Source organism: Gordonia hirsuta DSM 44140 = NBRC 16056 (assembly GCF_000333015.1).
Taxonomy (GTDB): Bacteria; Actinomycetota; Actinomycetes; order Mycobacteriales; family Mycobacteriaceae; genus Gordonia; species Gordonia hirsuta.
The window spans coordinates 1-19649 of the sequence record NZ_BANT01000055.1 but is presented as its reverse complement, the minus strand read 5'-3'; the positions used below and the strand labels follow the sequence as shown (position 1 = coordinate 19649).

At 67.4% G+C, this 19649-nt stretch carries 22 protein-coding genes and 1 tRNA gene; 9 read left to right on the top strand and 14 right to left on the bottom strand.

Annotated features, from left to right (window positions below; genetic code table 11):
• Window positions 1-283: 283 nt before the first annotated feature.
• From GOHSU_RS15260 to dprE1, 5 genes are all read right to left on the bottom strand, one after another.
• Entirely contained in the window at window positions 284-673 is a 390-nt protein-coding gene (locus GOHSU_RS15260) for a hypothetical protein (protein WP_005943699.1), read from the bottom strand.
• 234 nt (window positions 674-907) lie between these two features.
• Window positions 908-1654, bottom strand: coding sequence for an MBL fold metallo-hydrolase (locus GOHSU_RS15255; protein WP_005943696.1), 747 nt, complete (start codon window positions 1652-1654; stop codon window positions 908-910).
• A 5-nt stretch (window positions 1655-1659) separates the two neighbouring features.
• Complete coding sequence (locus GOHSU_RS15250) at window positions 1660-3621, bottom strand: arabinofuranosyltransferase (protein WP_005943693.1); 1962 nt, start codon at window positions 3619-3621, stop codon at window positions 1660-1662.
• Window positions 3622-4383, bottom strand: a complete 762-nt coding sequence (gene dprE2, locus GOHSU_RS15245) for a decaprenylphospho-beta-D-erythro-pentofuranosid-2-ulose 2-reductase (protein WP_005943690.1) — start codon at window positions 4381-4383, stop codon at window positions 3622-3624.
• Window positions 4384-4440: 57 nt separating this feature from the next.
• Window positions 4441-5859: a decaprenylphosphoryl-beta-D-ribose oxidase gene (dprE1, locus tag GOHSU_RS15240; RefSeq protein WP_005943688.1), complete on the bottom strand. Its 1419-nt coding sequence runs from the start codon at window positions 5857-5859 to the stop codon at window positions 4441-4443.
• A 198-nt stretch (window positions 5860-6057) separates the two neighbouring features.
• Here dprE1 and GOHSU_RS15235 point away from each other — a divergent pair, with 198 nt between their 5' ends.
• Window positions 6058-6522, top strand: coding sequence for a universal stress protein (locus tag GOHSU_RS15235; protein WP_005943685.1), 465 nt, complete (start codon window positions 6058-6060; stop codon window positions 6520-6522).
• 2 nt (window positions 6523-6524) lie between these two features.
• On the opposite strand, the gene GOHSU_RS15230 is transcribed toward GOHSU_RS15235, so the two are convergent.
• Entirely contained in the window at window positions 6525-7727 is a 1203-nt protein-coding gene (locus tag GOHSU_RS15230) for a lipase family protein (RefSeq protein WP_005943681.1), read from the bottom strand.
• A gap of 190 nt (window positions 7728-7917) precedes the next feature.
• Here GOHSU_RS15230 and GOHSU_RS15225 point away from each other — a divergent pair, with 190 nt between their 5' ends.
• Window positions 7918-8349: a GtrA family protein gene (locus tag GOHSU_RS15225; RefSeq protein WP_029759865.1), complete on the top strand. Its 432-nt coding sequence runs from the start codon at window positions 7918-7920 to the stop codon at window positions 8347-8349.
• Window positions 8350-8619: 270 nt separating this feature from the next.
• Here GOHSU_RS15225 and GOHSU_RS15220 read toward each other — a convergent pair whose 3' ends face one another.
• From GOHSU_RS15220 to GOHSU_RS15200, 5 genes are read right to left on the bottom strand one after another with little or no spacing between them, the layout of a single operon-like run.
• Window positions 8620-9498: a TIGR03619 family F420-dependent LLM class oxidoreductase gene (locus tag GOHSU_RS15220; protein WP_024332643.1), complete on the bottom strand. Its 879-nt coding sequence runs from the start codon at window positions 9496-9498 to the stop codon at window positions 8620-8622.
• Window positions 9499-9520: 22 nt separating this feature from the next.
• Entirely contained in the window at window positions 9521-10441 is a 921-nt protein-coding gene (gene glfT1, locus GOHSU_RS15215) for a galactofuranosyltransferase GlfT1 (protein ID WP_005943673.1), read from the bottom strand.
• Entirely contained in the window at window positions 10438-11247 is an 810-nt protein-coding gene (gene wzt, locus GOHSU_RS15210) for a galactan export ABC transporter ATP-binding subunit Wzt/RfbE (RefSeq protein ID WP_005943670.1), read from the bottom strand. Before wzt ends, glfT1 begins: the two co-directional genes overlap by 4 nt.
• A 9-nt stretch (window positions 11248-11256) precedes the next feature.
• Entirely contained in the window at window positions 11257-12114 is an 858-nt protein-coding gene (wzm, locus tag GOHSU_RS15205) for a galactan export ABC transporter permease subunit Wzm/RfbD (protein WP_005943666.1), read from the bottom strand.
• Window positions 12115-12145: 31 nt separating this feature from the next.
• Complete coding sequence (locus GOHSU_RS15200) at window positions 12146-12727, bottom strand: bacterial proteasome activator family protein (protein ID WP_005943663.1); 582 nt, start codon at window positions 12725-12727, stop codon at window positions 12146-12148.
• A gap of 40 nt (window positions 12728-12767) precedes the next feature.
• Here GOHSU_RS15200 and GOHSU_RS15195 point away from each other — a divergent pair, with 40 nt between their 5' ends.
• Both GOHSU_RS15195 and GOHSU_RS15190 read left to right on the top strand, forming a co-directional pair.
• Window positions 12768-13961 carry an aminotransferase class V-fold PLP-dependent enzyme gene (locus tag GOHSU_RS15195; protein ID WP_024332641.1) on the top strand — a complete coding sequence of 398 codons (1194 nt, stop codon included), beginning with the start codon at window positions 12768-12770 and terminating at the stop codon, window positions 13959-13961.
• Window positions 13962-14110: 149 nt separating this feature from the next.
• Entirely contained in the window at window positions 14111-14569 is a 459-nt protein-coding gene (locus tag GOHSU_RS15190; protein ID WP_155821319.1) for a MarR family winged helix-turn-helix transcriptional regulator, read from the top strand.
• Between the two features lie 9 nt (window positions 14570-14578).
• On the opposite strand, the gene GOHSU_RS15185 is transcribed toward GOHSU_RS15190, so the two are convergent.
• Complete coding sequence (locus GOHSU_RS15185; protein ID WP_005943653.1) at window positions 14579-15544, bottom strand: NAD(P)H-quinone oxidoreductase; 966 nt, start codon at window positions 15542-15544, stop codon at window positions 14579-14581.
• A gap of 83 nt (window positions 15545-15627) precedes the next feature.
• Here GOHSU_RS15185 and GOHSU_RS15180 point away from each other — a divergent pair.
• A tRNA-Ser gene (locus GOHSU_RS15180) sits at window positions 15628-15712 on the top strand.
• Window positions 15713-15767: 55 nt separating this feature from the next.
• Here GOHSU_RS15180 and GOHSU_RS16945 read toward each other — a convergent pair.
• On the bottom strand, window positions 15768-15962 hold the full coding sequence (locus GOHSU_RS16945; RefSeq protein ID WP_005943651.1) for a hypothetical protein: 195 nt from the start codon (window positions 15960-15962) through the stop codon (window positions 15768-15770).
• 154 nt (window positions 15963-16116) lie between these two features.
• Between GOHSU_RS16945 and GOHSU_RS15170 the strand changes: the two genes are divergently transcribed.
• From GOHSU_RS15170 to GOHSU_RS17050, 4 genes are all read left to right on the top strand, one after another.
• Entirely contained in the window at window positions 16117-16878 is a 762-nt protein-coding gene (locus GOHSU_RS15170) for an ABC transporter permease (protein WP_162138721.1), read from the top strand.
• Window positions 16875-17960, top strand: a complete 1086-nt coding sequence (locus GOHSU_RS15165) for an acyl-CoA dehydrogenase family protein (RefSeq protein WP_005943645.1) — start codon at window positions 16875-16877, stop codon at window positions 17958-17960. Before GOHSU_RS15170 ends, GOHSU_RS15165 begins: the two co-directional genes overlap by 4 nt.
• Before the next feature lie 95 nt (window positions 17961-18055).
• The gene (locus tag GOHSU_RS15160) at window positions 18056-18268 is read left to right on the top strand and encodes a hypothetical protein (RefSeq protein WP_005943643.1); all 213 of its coding nucleotides are present in this window, start codon (window positions 18056-18058) and stop codon (window positions 18266-18268) included.
• Between the two features lie 50 nt (window positions 18269-18318).
• On the top strand, window positions 18319-18474 hold the full coding sequence (locus GOHSU_RS17050) for a hypothetical protein (protein WP_005943641.1): 156 nt from the start codon (window positions 18319-18321) through the stop codon (window positions 18472-18474).
• A 23-nt stretch (window positions 18475-18497) separates the two neighbouring features.
• On the opposite strand, the gene GOHSU_RS15155 is transcribed toward GOHSU_RS17050, so the two are convergent.
• Window positions 18498-19196, bottom strand: a complete 699-nt coding sequence (locus GOHSU_RS15155) for a type 1 glutamine amidotransferase domain-containing protein (RefSeq protein ID WP_005943639.1) — start codon at window positions 19194-19196, stop codon at window positions 18498-18500.
• Window positions 19197-19649 lie beyond the last annotated feature (453 nt).

Sequence of the window (19649 nt, the reverse complement as noted above, 5' to 3'; positions counted from 1 at the left end):
GGCCGAGTCCGGTGAATCCTCGCGTCCGGTCTACTCGTCGTCGTCGGCAGGTGCGGCGCCGGCGCCGGCACAGCGCCGTCGTCGTGCGGCCCGCCGCCCGGCCGGTGCCCCCACCGCCGGCTGACAGCCCACCGGTAGGCACCCCCAGAACACAAACGTCACCGCCATAGAACACAACCGTCACCGACCATCTGCGTCGGTGACGGTTGTGTTTTGTGGGTCCGGCTAAACGTGACGGTTATGTGCGGGCGCTGCGTCGAGCAGTCGGACGGCCTATGTCAGATCAGGGCTTCTTCGTCTTGTTGTAGAAGCGCTCGGCGGTGTATTTGTACTTGGTTCCGTTGACGCTGCCGCCGTACTTCTTCTGATGCTCGCCGGTGCTCCCGGCCATCTTGCAGGTGACCTTCCAGTTGAAGTAGGTGTCGCCTGCCTTCTTCTTGTTGATGTTGAAGGAATGCGTGGCCGATTTCCCCGACGTGGCGCGCTTCTTACCGTTCTCGGGCGTCCAGACGTAGAACTCCTTGATGCTGTCGCCAGGTGAGGCGCAGGTGCCGGTGACGCTCAGCGTGAGAGGGCCGGCCGAGACGCGCGCATCGGCGGGCCCGGCGCCGACTCCCAGTACCAGTGCGGCGCCGGCCCCGATCAGTGCAAGCGACGTCAATGGTTTCTTCATGGTTCTCCTCGAGATCTGTTATCGGAATGCCTCGCGACTGGCCCGAATGCGGCAGCGCGCGTGACGACGTTAGCGGCCCGCATCCGCCGACAGTGTGCTCTTTCGGGCATGTTCGGCACGACGAGGAGTAGATTCAACCGTTTCGAGGACACGCTGAGTCTGGATTGCCGGAAACGGTGGAATCGCCAGCCGCGGTGGTCTTTTCTGCGGCGGTGCCGCATGGGCTGGCCGGTGCTAGCGGCGGCTCAGCGCCTGATTCACGGCCGCACGCACCGGCCCCTCCCAGAGGTCGCCGTGACCCGGCAGGAGCAGCTGCGCCTCGGTGACGGCGATGGCCTCGAGGGTTTCGGCATTGCGTTCGGGGTCGTGGGTGAAGATCGGGCCCAGGCACTGCGGACCGTGCCGCGAGGTGATCGGGTGGCCGCTGATCAGCGCATCGCCGGAGACGACGGCTTCACCGTCGGCGACCAGGAAGGCGCTGTGACCGCGGGTGTGTCCGGGCGTGGGGATCGCGACCGGTCGCCCGGGCAGGTGGGACAGGCCGGTGAACTCGGTGGCATCGTCGATTCCGGCCTTGTTCAGGGCTCCGAGCGGAATGATCTGGCTGAGCCACCGTAGGACCCGCGGCTGCCAGGCGATCGGCGCCAGCCCGGCGGCGTCGGCCTGCTCGAGATACTCGCGGCGGGCATGGGCCACCTCTTTCGGATCGGCGTAGACGTCGAACTGGTACTGCTCACGCAGCCTCACCAGACCGCCGAGGTGGTCGACGTGGGCGTGGGTCAGCAGGGCCGCGCGGATCTGTTCGGGCCCCGCGCCGATCCGCCGCAACGACTCCAGTACCGCCGGCGCGTGTCCGGGATAGCCGCCGTCGATCAGCGTGACACCGGCGCTCGACTGCAGGATCACCCAGTTGACGGTGCCGGTCGATACGAAATGCGTCTTGCCGTAGTTACTGGTCAGCGAGTCGATGCGCAGTTCCACGAGAGCTATCCTCCGCTCCGCACGACCAGCACGAACGGTCCCACCTCGGTCACCGTGAATGCGGGGTCGTCGAACACCGCCGGATCGAAGGTGACGGTGTACCGCTTGATGTTCGGGTCGTTGGGGTAGACGTCTTTGGCCAGGCGCAGGGTGTAGCCGTCGGGGCTGTAGCGGAAGACGAAGACGTTCGGCACCGGCCACGGACTCTGCGCCAGCGCCGCCTGGAACTCGGCGGTGTCGGTGGACTGCGCCCACCGTTCGATGGTTTCGGCGCGGGCCTCGAACTGGGCCAGCGGGTTCGCATAGTGCGAGGTCAGCCCCTGGAAGCCCCAGTACGGATAGATCGACAGGAAGCTGTAGTCGGCGGTGAGCACGATGTTCTGCGTCGCCGGTTTCCCGGTCTGCTCACCGATCAGGCGATGCAGCTGCCGATAGTAGGCCTCCGATCCTGCCGGGCGCTGATCACCGCGCTCCCCGTAGCCGTCGGTATCGGTGTAGGCGATGGTGATCTCCGAGGACAGGGTCGCCGGCAGCTGCTGAGCCACACCGATCGCCCCGACCGCGGCCAGCACACCGATCACCGTGCGGATGTCACCGAACTGGGCGACGGCGGCCCGGGACAGCGCCACCGCGGCGAAGACACCTGCCGCGGCCAGGATTCCGGCGGCGGGAGCCTCCAGCCGAAACGACAGCAGCGTGCTGCCGATCGCCGTGCGGGCCAGTGATGCCAGCGTCAGCACCAGGATGCCGACCAGGGCAGCAGCGAAGGCGAAGGCGATGGTCCGCTGCCGCATCCGCCAGACGGTCCACACCAGCCCGGCCAGGGTGAGCACGCCGATCAGGGACAGCTGGAACACCGGCAGCGGCAGCACGGCCCCGCCCTCGGGCAGGTAGTGTTCGGCGGCGCCGGAGCCGCTGACCGGGCTGGTGGCCCGCTTGATCAGGTACGGACCCCAGAACAGCAGCGCCACCGCGCCGGCCAGCACGCCCATCACCAGCAGCCGCAGCACCACACCGAGCATGCGCACCCGGCGCCGCTGGGTCTGCATCCGTTCGGCCAGTGCGCTGTTGCGTTCGGTCAGTGCGATCTGCACCAGATAGACCAGCGCGATCAGTACGGCGGTACCGGCGAACAGGGCGGTGTACAGCGTGTACACCGTGGCCGAGACACCGAGGAACACCCCGGCCGCGGCCACGGCCAGCCAATTCGATTCGCGGGGGCACCCGGGTCCGTCGGCCAGGGAACGCCCGCGTCCGCGCAGTGCCGAGGCGATCACGACCAGCATCGGTACCCCGACCAGGATCAATACCGCCGCATAGGGTTCGGGGGAGGCGAAGTACAGGGTCGCCGCGGTCACTGCCAGGCCCACGGCGGTGCCGACGGTGACCCCGACCATCCGGTTCCACAGTGCCGCGCCCAGGGCTGCGGCGGCGGCGATGGAGATGATCGACCAGGGCTTGTAGGCCTCCCAGCCGGGCAGCCCGAACAGGTCGGCGTACCGGCCGCCGAACCAGAACCAGGTGGCCGGATAATACGGCGGCAGATCGACGTAGGTCATATCGTGCAGCCGCGGACTGCTGGTCAGCCGGGTCAGATATTCGGTCCGGAACTGCTGGTCGGCGGTCAGCCCGTGCAGATACAGCTTGGTCGCTGCCAACGGCATCCCCAGGCTGACCGTCACCAGCCCGGCTGAGGCCAGGGAGCCCAGCCACGACGTCGACAATCGCCAGGACGGCCGATAGCGGGCGGTGACCGCGGCGATCACCGCGAGCACGACCACCACCGCCTGACCGAGGGTGGTCAGCGCGCGGGTGACGTTGGAGGTGTTGTATGCCGGCCAGGAGACCGCCGAGATGATGCGCAACCCGACCATCGCCACCGCGGTACCCAGCACCAGGGCGCCGAGGAGCTCGAGCAGATCGTGCCCGCGGCGGCGCAGGACCGTCGTGGTGGGCTGCGGGGTCATCTAGACGGGCAGCTTCCGGAAGATCGGGCGCGGTACGTGGCGCAGCACCATCATGATGAAGCGGAACGGGCCGGGCACCCAGATCACTTCCTTGCCCTTGCCGACGGCGGCGACCACGCGGGCGGCCACCTCTTCCTTGTCCACGGTCAGCGGTGCCTCGGCCACGTGTGCCGACAGCCGGGTGCGCACCTGACCGGGGCGCACCACCAGGACGCGGATGTTCTCCGGCCGCAGCGCGTCCCCCAGACCCAGGTAGAAGCCGTCGAGTCCGGCCTTGGTGGAGCCGTAGACGAAGTTGGAACGACGGACCCGTTCGCCGGCCACTGAACTCATCGCGATGATCTGGCCGTGGCCCTGGGCGCGCATGCGCTCACCCAGCAGGACACCGACCGAGACGGCGGCGGTGTAGTTGATGTCGGCTTCCAAGACGGCCAGCTTCTGGTCCTGCCAGGCCTGCTCGTCGTCGCCCTGGATGCCGAAGGCGACGATCGCCACGTCGATGTCGCCGCCGGCGAAGGCCGCGTCGAGCACGGCCGGATGCGAATCGGTGTCGAGGGCGTCGAAGTCGATCTGCTCGACCGACGAGGCTCCGGCGGCCTCCATCGTGGCCACGGCGGCCGGGGCGGCCGGGTCGTTCGGGACGGTGGCCAGCACCACCCGCATGGGGCCGCTGTGCAGGAACTCGGTGGCGATGGCCAGGCCGATCTCGGAACTGCCGCCGAGGATGAGGATGGATTGCGGGACGCCGACGGCGTTGAACATGCGGTGATCTCTTTCGGTTGAAGCTTCAGGCGGTGTACCCGTCGCGGGTGTACGGCGTCAGACGAGTTCGAGCCGGCGGCCCATATCGGACATGAAGACCTTGTCCGGGTCGACGCGCCGGCGCACCTCGAGCCACTCGTCGATCCGCGGGTACATCGCGTGGAAGGTCTGCGCGGTGGTGCGCGAGTCCTTGGCGGTGTACAGGCGGCCGCCGATGGACAGGACCCGGCGGTCGAGTTCGGAGACGAACTCGTGCAGGCCCTTCTTGATCGGGAAGTCCACGCAGATGTTCCAGCCTTCCATCGGGAAGCTCAACGGCGCGCGGTTGCCCTTGCCGAAGAGCTTGAACACGTTCAGGAAACTGACGTGGCCCGAGGCCTGGATGTCGTAGATGATGCCCTTGAACTCTTCGACGGCCTCGGGCGGCACGATGAACTGGTACTGCAGGAAACCCTTCGAGCCGTAGGCCCGGTTCCAGTTCCCGAACAGATCCAGCGGGTGATAGAACTGCGTCAGGTTCTGGATCTTGCCCGTGTAATTGCCGCCCATCCGGTAGTAGGCCTCGCCGACCATTGAGAAGTTGAACTTGTTGGCCAGCCCGTTGGGGAAGATGTCGGGGAAGTTCACCAGCGTGGGGGCGTCGAACTTCAGCGGGTCCTTCGCCAGCTTGGGCGGCAGCTGATCGAGCGTGGCCAGGCTGCCGCGGGAGAAGGTGCCCCGTCCCAGCTTCGGCGGCTTGCTGATCGCGTCGAACCAGCCGGAGCTGTAGGTGTAGTTGTCCTCCGAGCCGTCCATGTGCAGGGCGATGGTCTCGTCGAGGTTGTGGGTGACGGCGCCGTCGGCGATGAAATAGGCGGTTTCGGTGCGCGTCATCTTGATCTTGGCGCGCAGGATGATGCCGGTCAGCCCGATGCCGCCGACGGTCGCCCAGAAGATGGAGGCGTCGGGATCGTCGTCGGTGCCTTCGGGGGTCAGCGTGAGAATCTTGCCGGAGGCCACCAGCAGCTGCATCTCGGTGACGTGATTGCCGAAGCTGCCGGCGCTGTGGTGGTTCTTGCCGTGGATATCGCAGCCGATGGCTCCGCCGACGGTGACCTGGCGGGTGCCCGGAAGCACCGGCACCCACAGGCCGTAGGGCAGGGCGACGCGCATGAGGGTATCCAGGTCGACACCGGCATCCACGTCGACGATCGCGGTGGCGTCGTCGATCGAGTAGATCCGGGTGAGCTTGGTCATGTCGATGGTCAGACCACCGGCGTTCTGGGCGTTCTCGCCGTAGGAGCGGCCGAGCCCGCGGGCGATCACGCCGCGCTTGAGATAGTCGGGCTTGTCGGCGTCCTCATCGGCGACGCGGGCCACCGCATCGGCGATGACCTCCGGGTACGGCGTCGACAGCACGTGCGCCTCGATGGGCATGGTGCGGCCCCAGCCCATCAGCCGCTGGGTCTGGATCGGGAGTACATCGGTGTTCGTCATCGCAGAAGAGACTACTCGCCAGAACCTGTGGATTGCTTAGATGTGCCCGGTGAGAGGTGATTCGGCGTCGTCTGCGGCGCTCGGGTGAGCCGCTTCACCACCGCCGCTACGTTACTGTCGAACTGACGATGAGGGTCGCCCTATCGCGGTGACCGGCCGCGGCGGCTCCACGCGGGCGAGCGGAAGAGAGGGGCGACGATGATCGTTGTAGGTTACGTAGCCGGAGTATTCGGCCGCGCGTGCCTGGAACAAGGCATCATCGAGGCTCGCCTGCGCGAGACCGAACTGCTGGTGATCAGTGCCGTCTCGGAGGTGCGGGGGCAGCGGATCGCCGATGCCGACGAGATCGCCGATGTGGAGAACCGGCTGAGCGCATCGGGTCTGCGCTACCGGATCCGGCAGCCGATCGGTGCCACACCTGCCGAGGAACTGCTGGCGGCGATGGACGAACCCGAGGCGGAGATGCTGGTCATCGGCATGCGCCGGCGCACCCAGGTCGGCAAACTCCTGCTGGGCAGCACCTCGCAGTACCTGCTGGTGTCGTGCCGCAAACCCGTGCTGGTGGTGAAGCCGACCGACGAGCACCGCCGCAGCGAGCCGACCATGACCGTCGAGGAACGCGTCGACCAGATCCATCCGGCCGGCGACGAGATCGAACCCTGAGCTCAGCGCAGGATGCGGGCGACGAACGGGGTGGAGTCCGGTAGCGAGGCGAGCACCGTGCCCGAGTGATCCTGATCGGGATAGAGGTGGAACTCCACCGGCTGTCCGGCAGCCAGCATCTGGGCGTACAGGGATCCGGCCGAGACGACCGGCACATCGGTGTCGATGAGTCCCTGGCCCAGGAAGATCGGGCGGTCGTAGCCGGAGAACGGGGTGGCCATGTACGTCACCAGTGCGCCCTGCACACCCGGGACCGAGGCCAGCGGTCGGGAGAACCAGGTGTTGATCGGTTCCCCGGACAGCCGGTCGCTCAATTCGCCGTAGCAGAGGGTGGCGGCCATGCGCAGAATCTGACGTCCGCGCGGGGTGAGGACGGTGTCGGCGCGCAGATCGGGCCGGGCGTCGATGAAGCCGGTCAGGATGTAGGCGGCGTAGGCGTTCAACGCCGCCGGCAGGGTGATCGGCGGGAAGCCGGGGCCGGCCTGCCAGACGATGTGTTCGATGTTGGCCGGAGTTCCGGTGGCGACCACACCGCGGTAGTCCAGCCCGCTGCCGCGCGACAGGGCGGTCGCGCGCCGGGCGGCGTTGAGTGCGGCGCCGGCCCCCTGGGACTGTCCGACGATCGCCCACTTCGTCGACAGCGGCAACCCCATCTGCTGCGCCGCCTTGACCGAGTCGACGATCGAGTGTGCGGACACCTGTGCCGACAGGTAGCTCATCATCCCGGGGGTACCCAGTCCGACGTAGTCGGTGGCGACCACGGCGTAGCCCTGATCCAGCCAATGGTCGAGATAGTTGCGGTCCCGCTCGGATCGCGGCAGAGCCGACGGGGTGCAGTCGTTACCCAGTCCGGTCGTGCCGTGTGCCCACGCGATCACCGGATAGCCGCCCTTGGGTGCCGGACGCCGCGGAGTGAAGACCGCGCCGGTGCTGACGGCGGGTTCTCCGTGAACATCGGTGGTGGCGTAGAGGATGCGGTACGCCTGCCCGGCAGCCGGCAGTGACACGGCCGGATCCAGCCGTGTCTGCGCCAGCAGCGTGCCGGGCTTACCGACGGGACCGGCGTAGTCGCGGGCGTCCAGGCCCGACCAGACCGGGGCCGGCGTCGCCGGAGCTGCCAGAGCAGGGGCCGCGGTCAGACCGGCGACGGTGAGAACGGTTGCGACGGCGGCCAGCAGCGTGCGCAGGCGCAGCGGGGGAGTCATGGCTCCTGAACCTACTCGCCGACGTCGTCGAACACCGGCGCACGAGGAAAACGGCGGCCGAGCCGTGACCGCATCGCCGTCTCACGTCCACTACGCTGACGGAGTGGCCGACTCCGAAACCGGGCAGCAGCCGGAGGACTATCCGGTTCAGCAACTGCAGCACGAGGACTTCTCGACGCGGCATGCGCCGATGCCGATCGAGCTCCCCTTCGACGATGACGAGGCCTCGACCGATGTCGATCTGAAGACGCAGCTGATCCGGTTCGTGGCGACCGGCGCCGGCTCGGCCGTCCTCGACTACAGCCTCACCATGCTGCTGCAGTACGCCGGCGGCGCGCCCTTCTGGCTCGCCAAGGCTGCCGGCTTTCTGCTGGGCACCACCGTGGCCTACCTGATCAACCGGCGCTGGACGTTCCGCGCCGAGCCGAGCACAGCCCGCTTCGTCGCGGTGATCCTGCTGTATGCGACCACCTTCGCGGTGAACGTCGGCCTCTATTCGTGGCTCTCGCATGTGTGGCAGGAGACGGTGCTCTATTCGGCCCTCGCCTTTGTGATCGCGCAAGGGGTGGCGACGGTGATCAACTTCGTCGTCCAGCGCGCGGTGATCTTCAAGATCAGATAGCCGGACGATCTCGGGCCGGATCCGCCGGCGCCCGGGTCCCGGCCCTTGCCGATCCGTTCGCGGCCCTCGTTTCGTGTTCGCGGCGTTCGTTCTGTATTCGCGGCGTCGAGCCCCGTTCGCGGCGTTCGCCGGGGCCGCGAACAGATCGAGTGCCGCGTCCATGCGATGAGCGCCGCGTTCGTGTGCTGAGCGCCGCGTTCGTGTGCTGAGCGCCGCGTTCGGGTGCCCGGTAGGGGACAGCGCCCGGGCGCGCGAACCGGTCCGGCGCCGTCAGCCCTGGGATTTGGCGATGATGTTCTCGCCGTACCAGTTCAGGTGTGAGATCTTCTTCTCCAGCGGTTCGGTGTCCTTGCCGAGGATGTAGGGCAGTCGGAAGCCGACGATCACATCGGTGATGCCCTTGTCCTCCAGACGTTTGATCCCGTCGACGGTGTAGGCGTCCATCGAGATCACGTGGATCTCGAAGGGGTCGTTCTGCTTGCCTTCGGCTTTGCGGATCGCTGCCAACTTGTCCAGGAGGGCATCGAGTTCCTCCGGCGGGCCGCCGCCGTGCATCCAGCCGTCGCCGCGGATGACCGCCCGTCGCAGCGCCAGGTCGGCATGGCCGCCGACCAGCAGGGGAATGGGTTCGGTGGGTGCCGGGGACATCTTGACCCGGGGGATGTCGTAGAACTCGCCGTGGAATTCGAAGTAGTCGCCGGAGGTGAGCCCGCGGATGATGTCCATGCATTCGTCCATGCGCTTGCCGCGGCGGGCGAAGTCGACGCCCATGATGTCGTAGTCCTCGGGCCAGGGGCTGGTGCCCACGCCCAGGCCGAGTCGATTGCCGGTGAGGTAGGCGACCGAGGAGGCCTGCTTGGCGACCAGGGCCGGCGGACGCACCGGAAGTTTGAGGACGAACGGCAGAAAACGCAGCGTGGTCGTGACCGCCCCGAGCACGGCTGCCTGGATGAAGGTCTCGATGAATTCCTTGTCCTCGAGGAACTCCCGGTTCCCGTCGGGGGTGTACGGATACTTGGCGTCGGAGACTTCCGGATAGGCCAGCGAATCCGGAATCGTCATTCCGGAGAATCCGGCGGCCTCGGCGGCCTGGGCCAGCGGCGGATAGTAGGCCGGGTCGGTCATGGCTTCGGCGAAGGTGAAACGCATACCCACCAGACTAGAACACGTTCTAATCGCTGGGGCGGCCGAATCGTTCTTGCCGGCCGAGGCGGCGCAGCCGCAACCATTCGCGGAAGCCGGCGAGGTCGCGCTGCTGTACCAGGAAGTACCAGGCGAAGCGCGCGTACTCCTGCGGCAGCAGCTTGCGCATCCCCGGCTGGCTCATCAGGTAGCCGCGATTGCGGTAGGTGAAGAAGCGTTTGGCCGCGTTGTCCGGGTACTGGGTGTGCATGCGTCCGCCGAGGATCGGCCGGAACTCGTCGCTGCCGTCGGGGTGCAGGTACGCGGTGGTCAGGCAGGTGCCGAAGGGGATTCCCGAGCGTGCCAGCCGCCGGTGCATCTCGACCTCGTCACCGCGCACGAACAGCCGCAGGTCCGGCACACCGACCCGGTCGAGGGTGCCGGCGGCGAACAGGGCGCCGTTCATCAACGAGGCGATGCCGGGGAGCAGATCGTCGTCGGCGGCCTCGTCGTCGGCGAACAACTCGTTGCGCCGTCGTCGCCACACCAGTCCGCGGCGCAGCGGGAATGCCAGGGCATCGGGTTCGTCGATGTTCACCACGACCGGGGAGACCTCGCCCAGACCGTGCCGGTGCGCGCATGCCAACAGCGTTGAGAGCACCTGCGGACCTTCGGGCCGGCCGTCGTCGTCGGCGCACCAGACCCAGTCGGCGCCCAACGCCAGCGCATGCAGCATGCCCAGTGCGAATCCGCCGGCCCCGCCCAGATTGTGCTGTGACGGCAGATAGGTGGTCGGAATCGGCTGAGCCGCAACCAGTTCGGCCACCTCGGGTTCGGCGGCGTTGTCGACGACGATCAGGTGGTCGAGCGGACGGTCCTGGGCGGCCAGGACCTTCAGGGACTCGGTGAGCAGGGCGAGGCGTTGATGGGTGACGACGACGCCGATCACCCGCTGGTTCGCTGAACTCATGCGCCGGCCTTGCCCTGCTCGGCGAGCACCTTGCGGACCTGCGCGGCGGCCTCGGGACCCTGGTAGGCGTGCACCACCTCTTCGATGCCGCCATCCATCCGGATCTGGCCGTGATCGATCCACAGGGCCCGGTCGCACAGCTGGGCCAGGAACTCGTTGGAGTGGCTGGCGAAGACCAGGATGCCCGAACGCTCCACCAGCGCCTGCAGCCGGACGCGCGCCTTCTTCATGAATTCGGCGTCGACCGCGCCGATACCCTCGTCGAGGATCAGGATCTCCGGGTCGATGCTGGTCACCACGCCCAGGGCCAGGCGTACCCGCATACCGGTGGAGTAGGTCCGCAGTGGCATCTCCAGGTAGTCGCCCAGCTCGGAGAATTCGGCGATCTCATCGGTCTTGGCCAGCATCTGCTTGCGGGACATCCCCAGGAACATGCCGCGGATCAGGATGTTCTCGTAGCCGGAGATCTCCGGATCCATGCCGACGCCCAGGTCGAAGACCGGGGCCACCCGGCCCTGCACCCGGCAGGCGCCGCGGGTGGGCTCGTAGATCCCCGAGAGCAGACGCAGCAGCGTCGACTTCCCGGCGCCGTTGTGGCCGACCAGGCCCACGCGCGCACCGTGCTCCAGGTGCAGGTTGATATCGCGCAGGGCTTCGACGTAGACGGTCTTGGAGTTGTTGGAACCGATCACGCCGCCGGCCGCGCCGACCACAGCCTTCTTCAACGAGCGGGTCTTGGCGTCGAAGATCGGAAAGTCGACGCACGCATCCCAGGTGTCGACGCGGATCTCGGTACTGCCTGCCACGTGGTCCTCCTAGACCCAGTACGCCACGCGGGCGCGGTAGTTACGCATGACGAGGAGGGCGGCTGCCCAGCCGACCGCCGTGCAGGCGATGACGATCCACCAGTGGTAAGCCGCGACCGACTGACCCAGCAGCGGTCCGCGGGCGATCTCCAGATAGTGGAACATCGGATTGAGTTCGACCAGCTTGAGCCGACTGGAGGTCTCCCCGTCGGCTGCTCCGAGTGTCTGGGCCGACCAGATGATCGGGGTCATGAAGAAGACCAGCCGCACCATGGTGGTCAGCAACTGGCCGATATCGCGGAAGCGGGTGGACAGGATGCCGAAGACCAGCGTCGCCCAGACGGCGTTGAGCACGTACAGGCCCAGTGCCGGGAACACCAGCAGCGCCGTCCAGCCGATCGGTTGCGGGAACACCGCGAGCAGGATCAGGTAGATCACCACGTTGTGGGCGAAGATGATCAGGCTGCGCCACACGACCCGGTACGCGTGCACGCTGATCGGGGCGGGGAGCTGTTTGATCAGGCCCTCGTTGGTGGAGAAGACCACCGAACCGTCCAGGATGGAGGTCTCGATGAACCCCCAGAAGATGAAGCCCAGCACCACGTACGGCAGAAAATGCTTGATGTCCTGTTGAAAGAGTTCACCGTAGAGAATGCCCATGGCTACGGCGGTGACGCCGGTGGCGATGGTGATCCACAGCGGTCCCAGGACCGAACGCTTGTAGCGCTGCTTGATATCGGTCCAGCCCAGATGCAGCCACAACTCGGAGTGCCGGAACCCGTCGACCAGATCCTTGATGCCCCTCGCGAAGGTCCGGGAGTCGGACGAGGGCGGGGCCGGGGGGATGCCGTCTTCGGTACTTACCACTGACACAACGAACCAGGATACAGGCGTGCGCTCACAGGTACTGCCCCGTGCTGTGTCCATCCGAGCCCAGGGCTCCGCCGGTCGGCAGGCCGCCGTGCCGCATCTGTTCCAGTTGGCTGCGGGCGGCCATCTGTTGGGCGAACAGTGCGGTCTGGATGCCGTGGAAGACGCCTTCGAGCCATCCGACCAGCTGGGCCTGGGCGATGCGTAGCTCGGCGTCGCTGGGCACGACATCGTCGGAGAAGGGCAGAGCCAGGCGGTTGAGCTCCTCGCTCAGCTCCGGTGCCAGCCCCTGGGACAACTCCTGGACCGACGTGCGATGGATACCGGCCAGTCGCTGCCGGGAGGCCTCGTCCAGCGGCGCTGACCGCACCTCCTCGAGCAGCTGCTTGATCATGGTGCCGATCCGCATCACCTTGGCGGGCTGCTCCACCAGGCCGATCACGGCGCCGGGACCTGTCTCGTCGGAGGCGCCGTCGCCGTTCTCCGGGAGCAGCGGCATCGGTGACGACGGATCCGCGTCGGGGACGACGATCGGCGGCTCGCCGTCACCGGCCGAGCCGAACCGGATCGGGGCGAGTGGATGGGAACTGCCGAGGAACTCCGGGTGCATGGGGACCATTCTGCCCCGGGCACTGTCTAGGCTGATTCGTATGCCTTTCGACGTCGCCTCGGTCCGGGGACTGTTCCCCAGCCTCGGTGACGGCTGGATTCACTTCGACGCACCGGCCGGCCAGCAGCTGCCGGACGCGGTGATCACCGCGATGAGTGCGGGTGCGCGGGCCATGCCGGTCGATCCGCGCGGGGTGTCGCCGCAGTCGGCTGCGGCCGCCGATGCCCAGCAGACCGCCCGGCGCGCCGTCGCCGACCTGCTGGATGCCGACCCGGACGGTGTGGTGCTGGGCGCCTCGCGCAGCGGCCTGGTGTCGGCGCTGGTCGATGCGTTGCCCATGTCTGTGTGGGACGGTGAGGTGGTGCTCTCCCGTCTCGACGACGAGGAGAACATCGTGCCGTGGCTGCGCGGCGCCCGCCGGCACGGCGCATCGGTGCGGTGGGCGCAGGTGGACGTCTCCGACGGCACCCTGCCCACCGCCCAGTACGGCGAACTGATCGGACGCCGGACCACCCTGGTCGCGGTGACCCTGGCGTCGTCGGTGACCGGCGCGATCGTCGACGTCGCCCAGATCGCCGGCTATGCGCGGTCGGTCGGGGCGCTGCTGGTGGTCGATGCCAGTTCGGCGGCGCCGTATGTGCGGCTATCGCTGGAGGAGCTCGGGGCCGACGTGGTGCTGGTCAGCGCCGCCCGCTGGGGAGGTCCGCGGATAGCGGCGATGGCCTTCGCCGATCCGGAGCGGATCGAACGCATGGCCCGGGTCTCGATGGATCCGGTGTCGACCGGGCCGGCACGGCTGGAGGCCGAACCTGTCCCCGGCCCGCAGCTGACCGGACTGGTCGCCTCGATCGAGCATCTGGCCGGACTGGACATCGACGCGGCCGGCAAACGTAGCCAGCGGCTGGATTCCTCGCTGGAGGGGGCCTACCAGTACGTGCAGCGGTTGACGCAATACCTGGTGAACTCACTGACGCAGCTGGGCCGGGTGCGCGTGATCGGTGCGCGGGTGCACCGCATCCCGGTGGTCAGCTTCGTCGTCGACGGGGTGAGTGCCGAGAAGGTGTGCCTGCGGCTGGCCGATAACGGCATCAGCGCGCTACCCGACCGGCCCAGCCGGGCGCTGGCCCAGATCGGTGTCGACGATGCGGGGGGTGCGGTGACGATCGGGCTGGGCCCCTATGCGTTGCCGTACGACGTCGACCAACTGGTGCGGGTGCTGGGGTCCTTCGGTTGATCTCACCGGCCCGTGCGGCCGGATCGAGCAGCTGAATTCTGTGCTGACCGGCGGTTTCGGTATGGTGACCGGAGCGCGTCCTAGTCTGGCGCGCACGATGCCCTGGGGAGGACGCATTGGCAGAGGTGGGGAATCAGGCTGCGCAGGACGTGAAACGCCTTTCGCCGGAGCAGCTGGATCGATGGCAGCGCTTTCAATCGTCCGGGTGGGACTTCCTGCACGGGATGCGGTCCTATACCGACTCGGCGTCGGAACTGACTCATTCGGAATGGCGACTGCTCGGGTTTCTCGAGAATTCGACGGGCCTGCGGATCTCCGACCTATCGACCGCCACCAGGATCGGGATGAGCACGGTCTCCCGGCAGGTGAACAAGCTGATCCAAGCAGGTTATGCCCGGGTCGACGGCGGTAGCCGCGGGGACGCGCGCCAGAAATGGGTGAAGATCACCGACGCCGGCCGGGAGGTGCTCGACACGGTGGCGGCGGCTCGGGACCGGGGTGTTCTGGACCTGGTGTTCGAGGTGCTGTCCGACGACGAGTTCCTCCAGTTGATGGAGATGTACGAGCGTCTGGGGATTCGTGCCCGGCTCTTGCTCGACGGGGATTGAGCCGGTGCGTCAGCCGACCTCGAGCAGGATCTTCCCGACCGAGCCGCCACTGGTCATGCGGTCGTGTGCGGCGCCGGCCTCGGCGAGCGGATAGACCGAATCGATCACCGGCTTAACCGCCCCGGAGGAGATCATCGGCCAGGTGCCCTCGCGGGTCGATGAGACCACTTCGGCCTTGGACCCGAGCCCGTAGGTGGGGCGCGCCCGCAGCGTGGTGCCCAGGACGGCGCCGCGCTTGCCGAGTAGTTTGCCCAGGTCCAGTTCGCCCTTGCGGCCGCCTTGCAAGCCGATCACGACCAGTCGGCCGCCGACGGCCAGCACATCGATGTTGCGGGGCAGATAGTCGGCGCCGACCACATCGAGGATCACGTCGGCGCCGCCGTGCGGCGACAGCGCGGCCACGAAGTCCTCGTAGCTGTAGTCGATGAGCAGATCGGCACCCAGTTCGGCGCACCGGGCCAGCTTCTCGGGGTTGCGGGCGGTCACCGCGACGCGCGCACCGAAGGCCTTGGCCACCTGGATGGCATGGGTGCCCACACCGCTGGAGCCGCCGTGGATCAGCAGCAGCTCGCCCGGCTGCAGTTCAGCGGCGCCGAAGACGTTCGACATCACCGTGCACGCCACCTCGGGGAGTCCAGCCGCATCGCGCAGGCTCACCCCGTCGGGGATCGGCAGCAGCTGGCTCGCTGGTACCGCGACCTTCTCGGCGTAGCCGCCACCGGAGAGCAGGGCGCAGACCGGCTCGCCGACCGTCCAGCCGGCGACCTGTGAACCCAGTGCCTCGATGTGGCCGGAGACCTCCAGGCCGAGGATCTCCGAGGCACCCGGCGGGGGCGGGTACAGACCGGCGCGTTGCAGCACATCGGCTCGGTTGACCCCGGCGGTACTGACCCGGACGAGGACCTCGTCGGGGGCGGGAACGGGATCGGGGACTTCGGTCAACTCCAGCAGTTCGCTGCCAGTGATGGCGTACATGTCCCTGAGTCTTCCAGTCCGGCCAGGTTGCGTCGAGTGGTCGATGATTCGGGTGTTCGGGGGTGCGCTAGGTTGTGTGGCAGGGAGACGTGGCAGAGCGGCCGAATGCACTCGCCTTGAAAGCGAGCGTGGGTAAAACCACCGGGGGTTCAAATCCCTCCGTCTCCGCAGATGAGAACGACCGGACAAGGCCGCTGTGCGCTGGTGCCTGGTGGTGCGCCGGCTATTCGCGGGTAGCGGGTGAATCCTTGGCGAACTCGACCGAGCTGCCGTCGGAGAAGGCGATCAGCACGGTGGAGTCACTGCCGCCGGGGGAGACCTGAACCACCTGAAGAGTCGACGCTTCGGGAAAGGCTCCCAGTCGAACAGTGATGGTGTCGCCGGGACGGACATCCTTGATCCGGATCTGCTCACTCATGGTCCAGATGCTCTCACGTTCCCGCCGAAACCCCCTGGTTCGACGGGAACGTGAGGACCGCGTTGTCGGTGCGGTGGTTGTCGGCGTGCGTCAGCGGCCGATGGTGGCGCCCGTGTCCAGCTGGCGCACACACTCGTGCGGAGGTGATCGCGCCGTGACGCGGATCGCGATCCGCGTCGGGGTCCTCGGCGGCTTCGTGCTGGTGTGGTGGTTGCTGGCCGAGGTGATGTTCGGCGCCAACACCGTCGTGTCCAAGATGGGGCCGGTCGACACCATCTCTCGGCTGGCCGAGCTGCTGACCACCGACTCGTTTGTGCAGGCGATCTCGGTGTCGCTGTACCGGGTGCTCGCCGGGCTGGCGATCGCGGTGGTGATCGGTCTGCCGCTCGGCGCGCTGGTCGGCTCGCGGGCGCTGGTCGACGAGGCGCTCGACCCGATCATCCAGCTGCTGCGGATGACCTCACCGCTGGCCTGGGCGCCGCTGGCCCTGGTGCTGCTGGGAGCCGGTTCCGGCGCGGTGATCGCCCTGGTTGCCCTCGCCGCAGTCTGGCCGATCGTGCTGGGGGTGGCGGCCGGTGTGCGGGCACTGGACCCGAAGCTGGCCCGGGTGGCGCGCTCTCTGGGGGCGACCCGCTGGGAGACCATCCGCTCGACGGCCCTGCCGGCGTTGGCAGTCCCGACCACCGGGGCGATCCGGGTGGCGCTGGGTATCGCGTGGGTGGTGCTGGTCCCGGCGGAGATGCTGGGGGTCACCAACGGCCTGGGCTATGCGGTGCTCAACGCCCGCGACAACGTCGACTACACCGCGCTGGCGGCAACCATGCTCGCCATCGGTGTCCTCGGCTACCTCCTCGACCGCGTATTCCGCGGGATCCATCGAATCGTGCGTGACCGCAACGGAAGGCAAGTGCAGTGACCGGACAGACCCAGGAATTGATCGACGACGCCGCGGCACTGGCTGCCGCCGACGCCGACCGCGCGGATCGCGCACAAGTGGACACCGGTGAGGTGATCGAACGATTCGGTGCCCTCGGCGCCCTGCGGATCGGATACGAGGATCCGGCGACGGACCGAAGCGGCTACGCAGGACTGCTCGGGGCGGTCTCGGCCGAGTGCATGAGTTCGGCGTTCTCCCTGTGGGCACACCGCATGGTGATCGAATACCTGCGTGCGGCGGACGGGTTCGACGACGAGCTGGCAGCGCTCCTGTCTGGGCAGCGCTCGGGCTCGATCGCGATGGCCACCGCGATGCAGGAGCTGGCCGGGGTGGGCACCATCCCCACACGTGCGGTCCCCGACGGCGACGGCTACCGCGTCTACGGGCGGATCGCCTGGGCGTCGAACATCGCGCCGGGCACGTTGGTGGTGTTTCCGGCGCGAGTGGCCGAGGATCCTGACGTCGCGGAGGACGGCGGGCAGCGGGTGATTCTGGCCGCCACCGTCGGCGACGACGGCCTGTCGGTGACGCAGGTCGAAGACCTGCTGGCACTGCAGGCGACCCGGTCGGCGATGCTCAAGTTCGACGGGGTCGTCGTTCCGGCCGGCGGAATCGTCGCGGATTCGCTCGACATCTGCCGGGCCCGGCGCACCACGCACCTGCTGTGGCAGAGCTCGTTTGCGCTGGGTTTGGCGGGCCGCTGCCTGCAGGTTGCCGCCGAACAGCTCGACGGGGCAGGAGCAGTGCTGTCCGCACAGCACGAACGACTGCGGTCCAGGCACAGCGAGCTCACCGAACGGGCTGCCGAGTACGCACGCGATACCGAAGCGGTGGCCCCCGCCGACATCACTTTGTTGCGCTACGAAGCTGCACGGATCGCCCAGGATGCGGCCCGTCACGAGTCGGCGCTGATCGGTGGGCGCGGCTATGTGACGACCAGCGGCACCAATCGCCGGCTGCGGGAAGCGAGCTTCCTGCCGGTGCAGTCGCCCAGCGAGGTGCAGCTGATCGCGGAGATGGAGAAATTCGGGATCGACGTCGTCGACAATTACGCCATCTGAACCACCGGTGGTTTGTGGCACCGCCCGGCGGGGTACCTGTATCGGTGAGCTCGACAAGAGTGATCCGGAGCAGGGCGACCGAGGAGGTAAAGGCTATGCGCCGAGGCAGCGGAATCATCGGTCTCATCGTGGTGATCTGGTTGGTGATCGGTCTGATCGCCGCCATCCAGCGCGACTACTTCAAGAACGACGAGGCCACCTGCGTGACTGCCGGCAATATCGCGTTGACCATCGTCGCCGGTCCGCTGAACTATGCGGGCGTCAATCCGAAGATCAGCGAATGTCGGACTCCGCAGCCCAGCCAGTAGGCCGGACCTGCGCACCGGCTCGGTGAACCGATGAAGAAAGAGGCACGACGATGATTGTTCTCGGAATAGTTCTGCTGGTCCTGGGCTGGGTCTTCGGCCTGGCGATCCTCACCTATCTGGGTGTGGCGGCGGTGGTGATCGGGTTGATCCTGTGGATCCTCGGTGCCGTCGGCCGACCCGTCGGCGGCCGCACAGTCTGGTATTGACGGGCTGGTATTGACGCGCGCGATCAGCGCGCGGCACCGTCCAGGGCGGCGGCCACTTTGCGGGCCGTCGCCTTGGCCGAACCCGGATTCTGTCCGGTCACCAGGCGGCCGTCGACGACGGTGTGCGAAACAAAAGGCAGCAGGCCCTTGCCGTAGTGCGCCCCGCGCTCCGTGGCCAGCTGCTCGGCGTTGTACGGCACCAGCCGGGCGACCCCGGCCAGCTTCTCCTCGAGCCAGGAGAAGCCGGTCATCTCACGTCCGGCGATCAGGTAGGAGCCGTCGGACAGCGTCGTGTTGAGCAGTCCGCAGTACCCGTGGCACACCGAGGAGACGACGCCGCCGTTCTCCCAGATTCCGCGGGTCAGTTGCTGCAGATCCGCGTCGTCGAGGAAGTCGTACATCACGGCGTGTCCGCCGGTGAAGTAGATCGCGTCGAAGTCGGTCGGATCAAGCTCTGCGGGGGCCGCGGTGTTCTCCAGCAGCGCCATCATCGCTGGGTCGTCGTGCCAGGCCTTGGCGGTTTTGTCGTAGTACGGGAACTTCAGCGAGCGTGGCTCCAGCGGTACCGCGCCACCGGCCGGACTGACCAGCACCTGCTGATAGCCCTGGTCAGCGAACACCTGCCAGGCGTGAGTCAACTCCGACAGCCATAGCCCCGTGGGATGTGCCGGATCGTCGTACTGGGCGACGTTGGTGACGACGTGCAGGATCCTCTTCGGCATGGCGTGCCGCCTTCCTGGTCGCTGAGACTTGGATGTACTCACCCTAGAGGTCTCGTGACCGATCCGACGAGCCGATTCGCGCGTGCGCTCGCCGGCGGTGAGGGCTGGTGGTGGCGACGATTCGGCGGTGAGAACGGGGTCTGCGCTGCGCAATGAAACGTCTGGAGAAGGCGAGCCGTTGCGCGAGCGTGGAGGCGCCTCATCCGAACGCTGAAGGTGTCGTCGGGGCCCGAGGTCCGTGATCGGGATCTGTTCATTCACGGAAGTGCTTCGGGAGGCACCTTCAGATGCCCTGACGTGGTTCCAGCCGTCGCTCGGCACCGTCTGGTTGTCCTTCTGGACTGTTCGGATGTTCTTTCCAAAATTCTTTGTTCGAACACTTGCGCTATCGGAATATGAGCGTAGACTGATCGTAGTGATATAGAACACAGCACCGAAAGGGGGGTGGTGGTG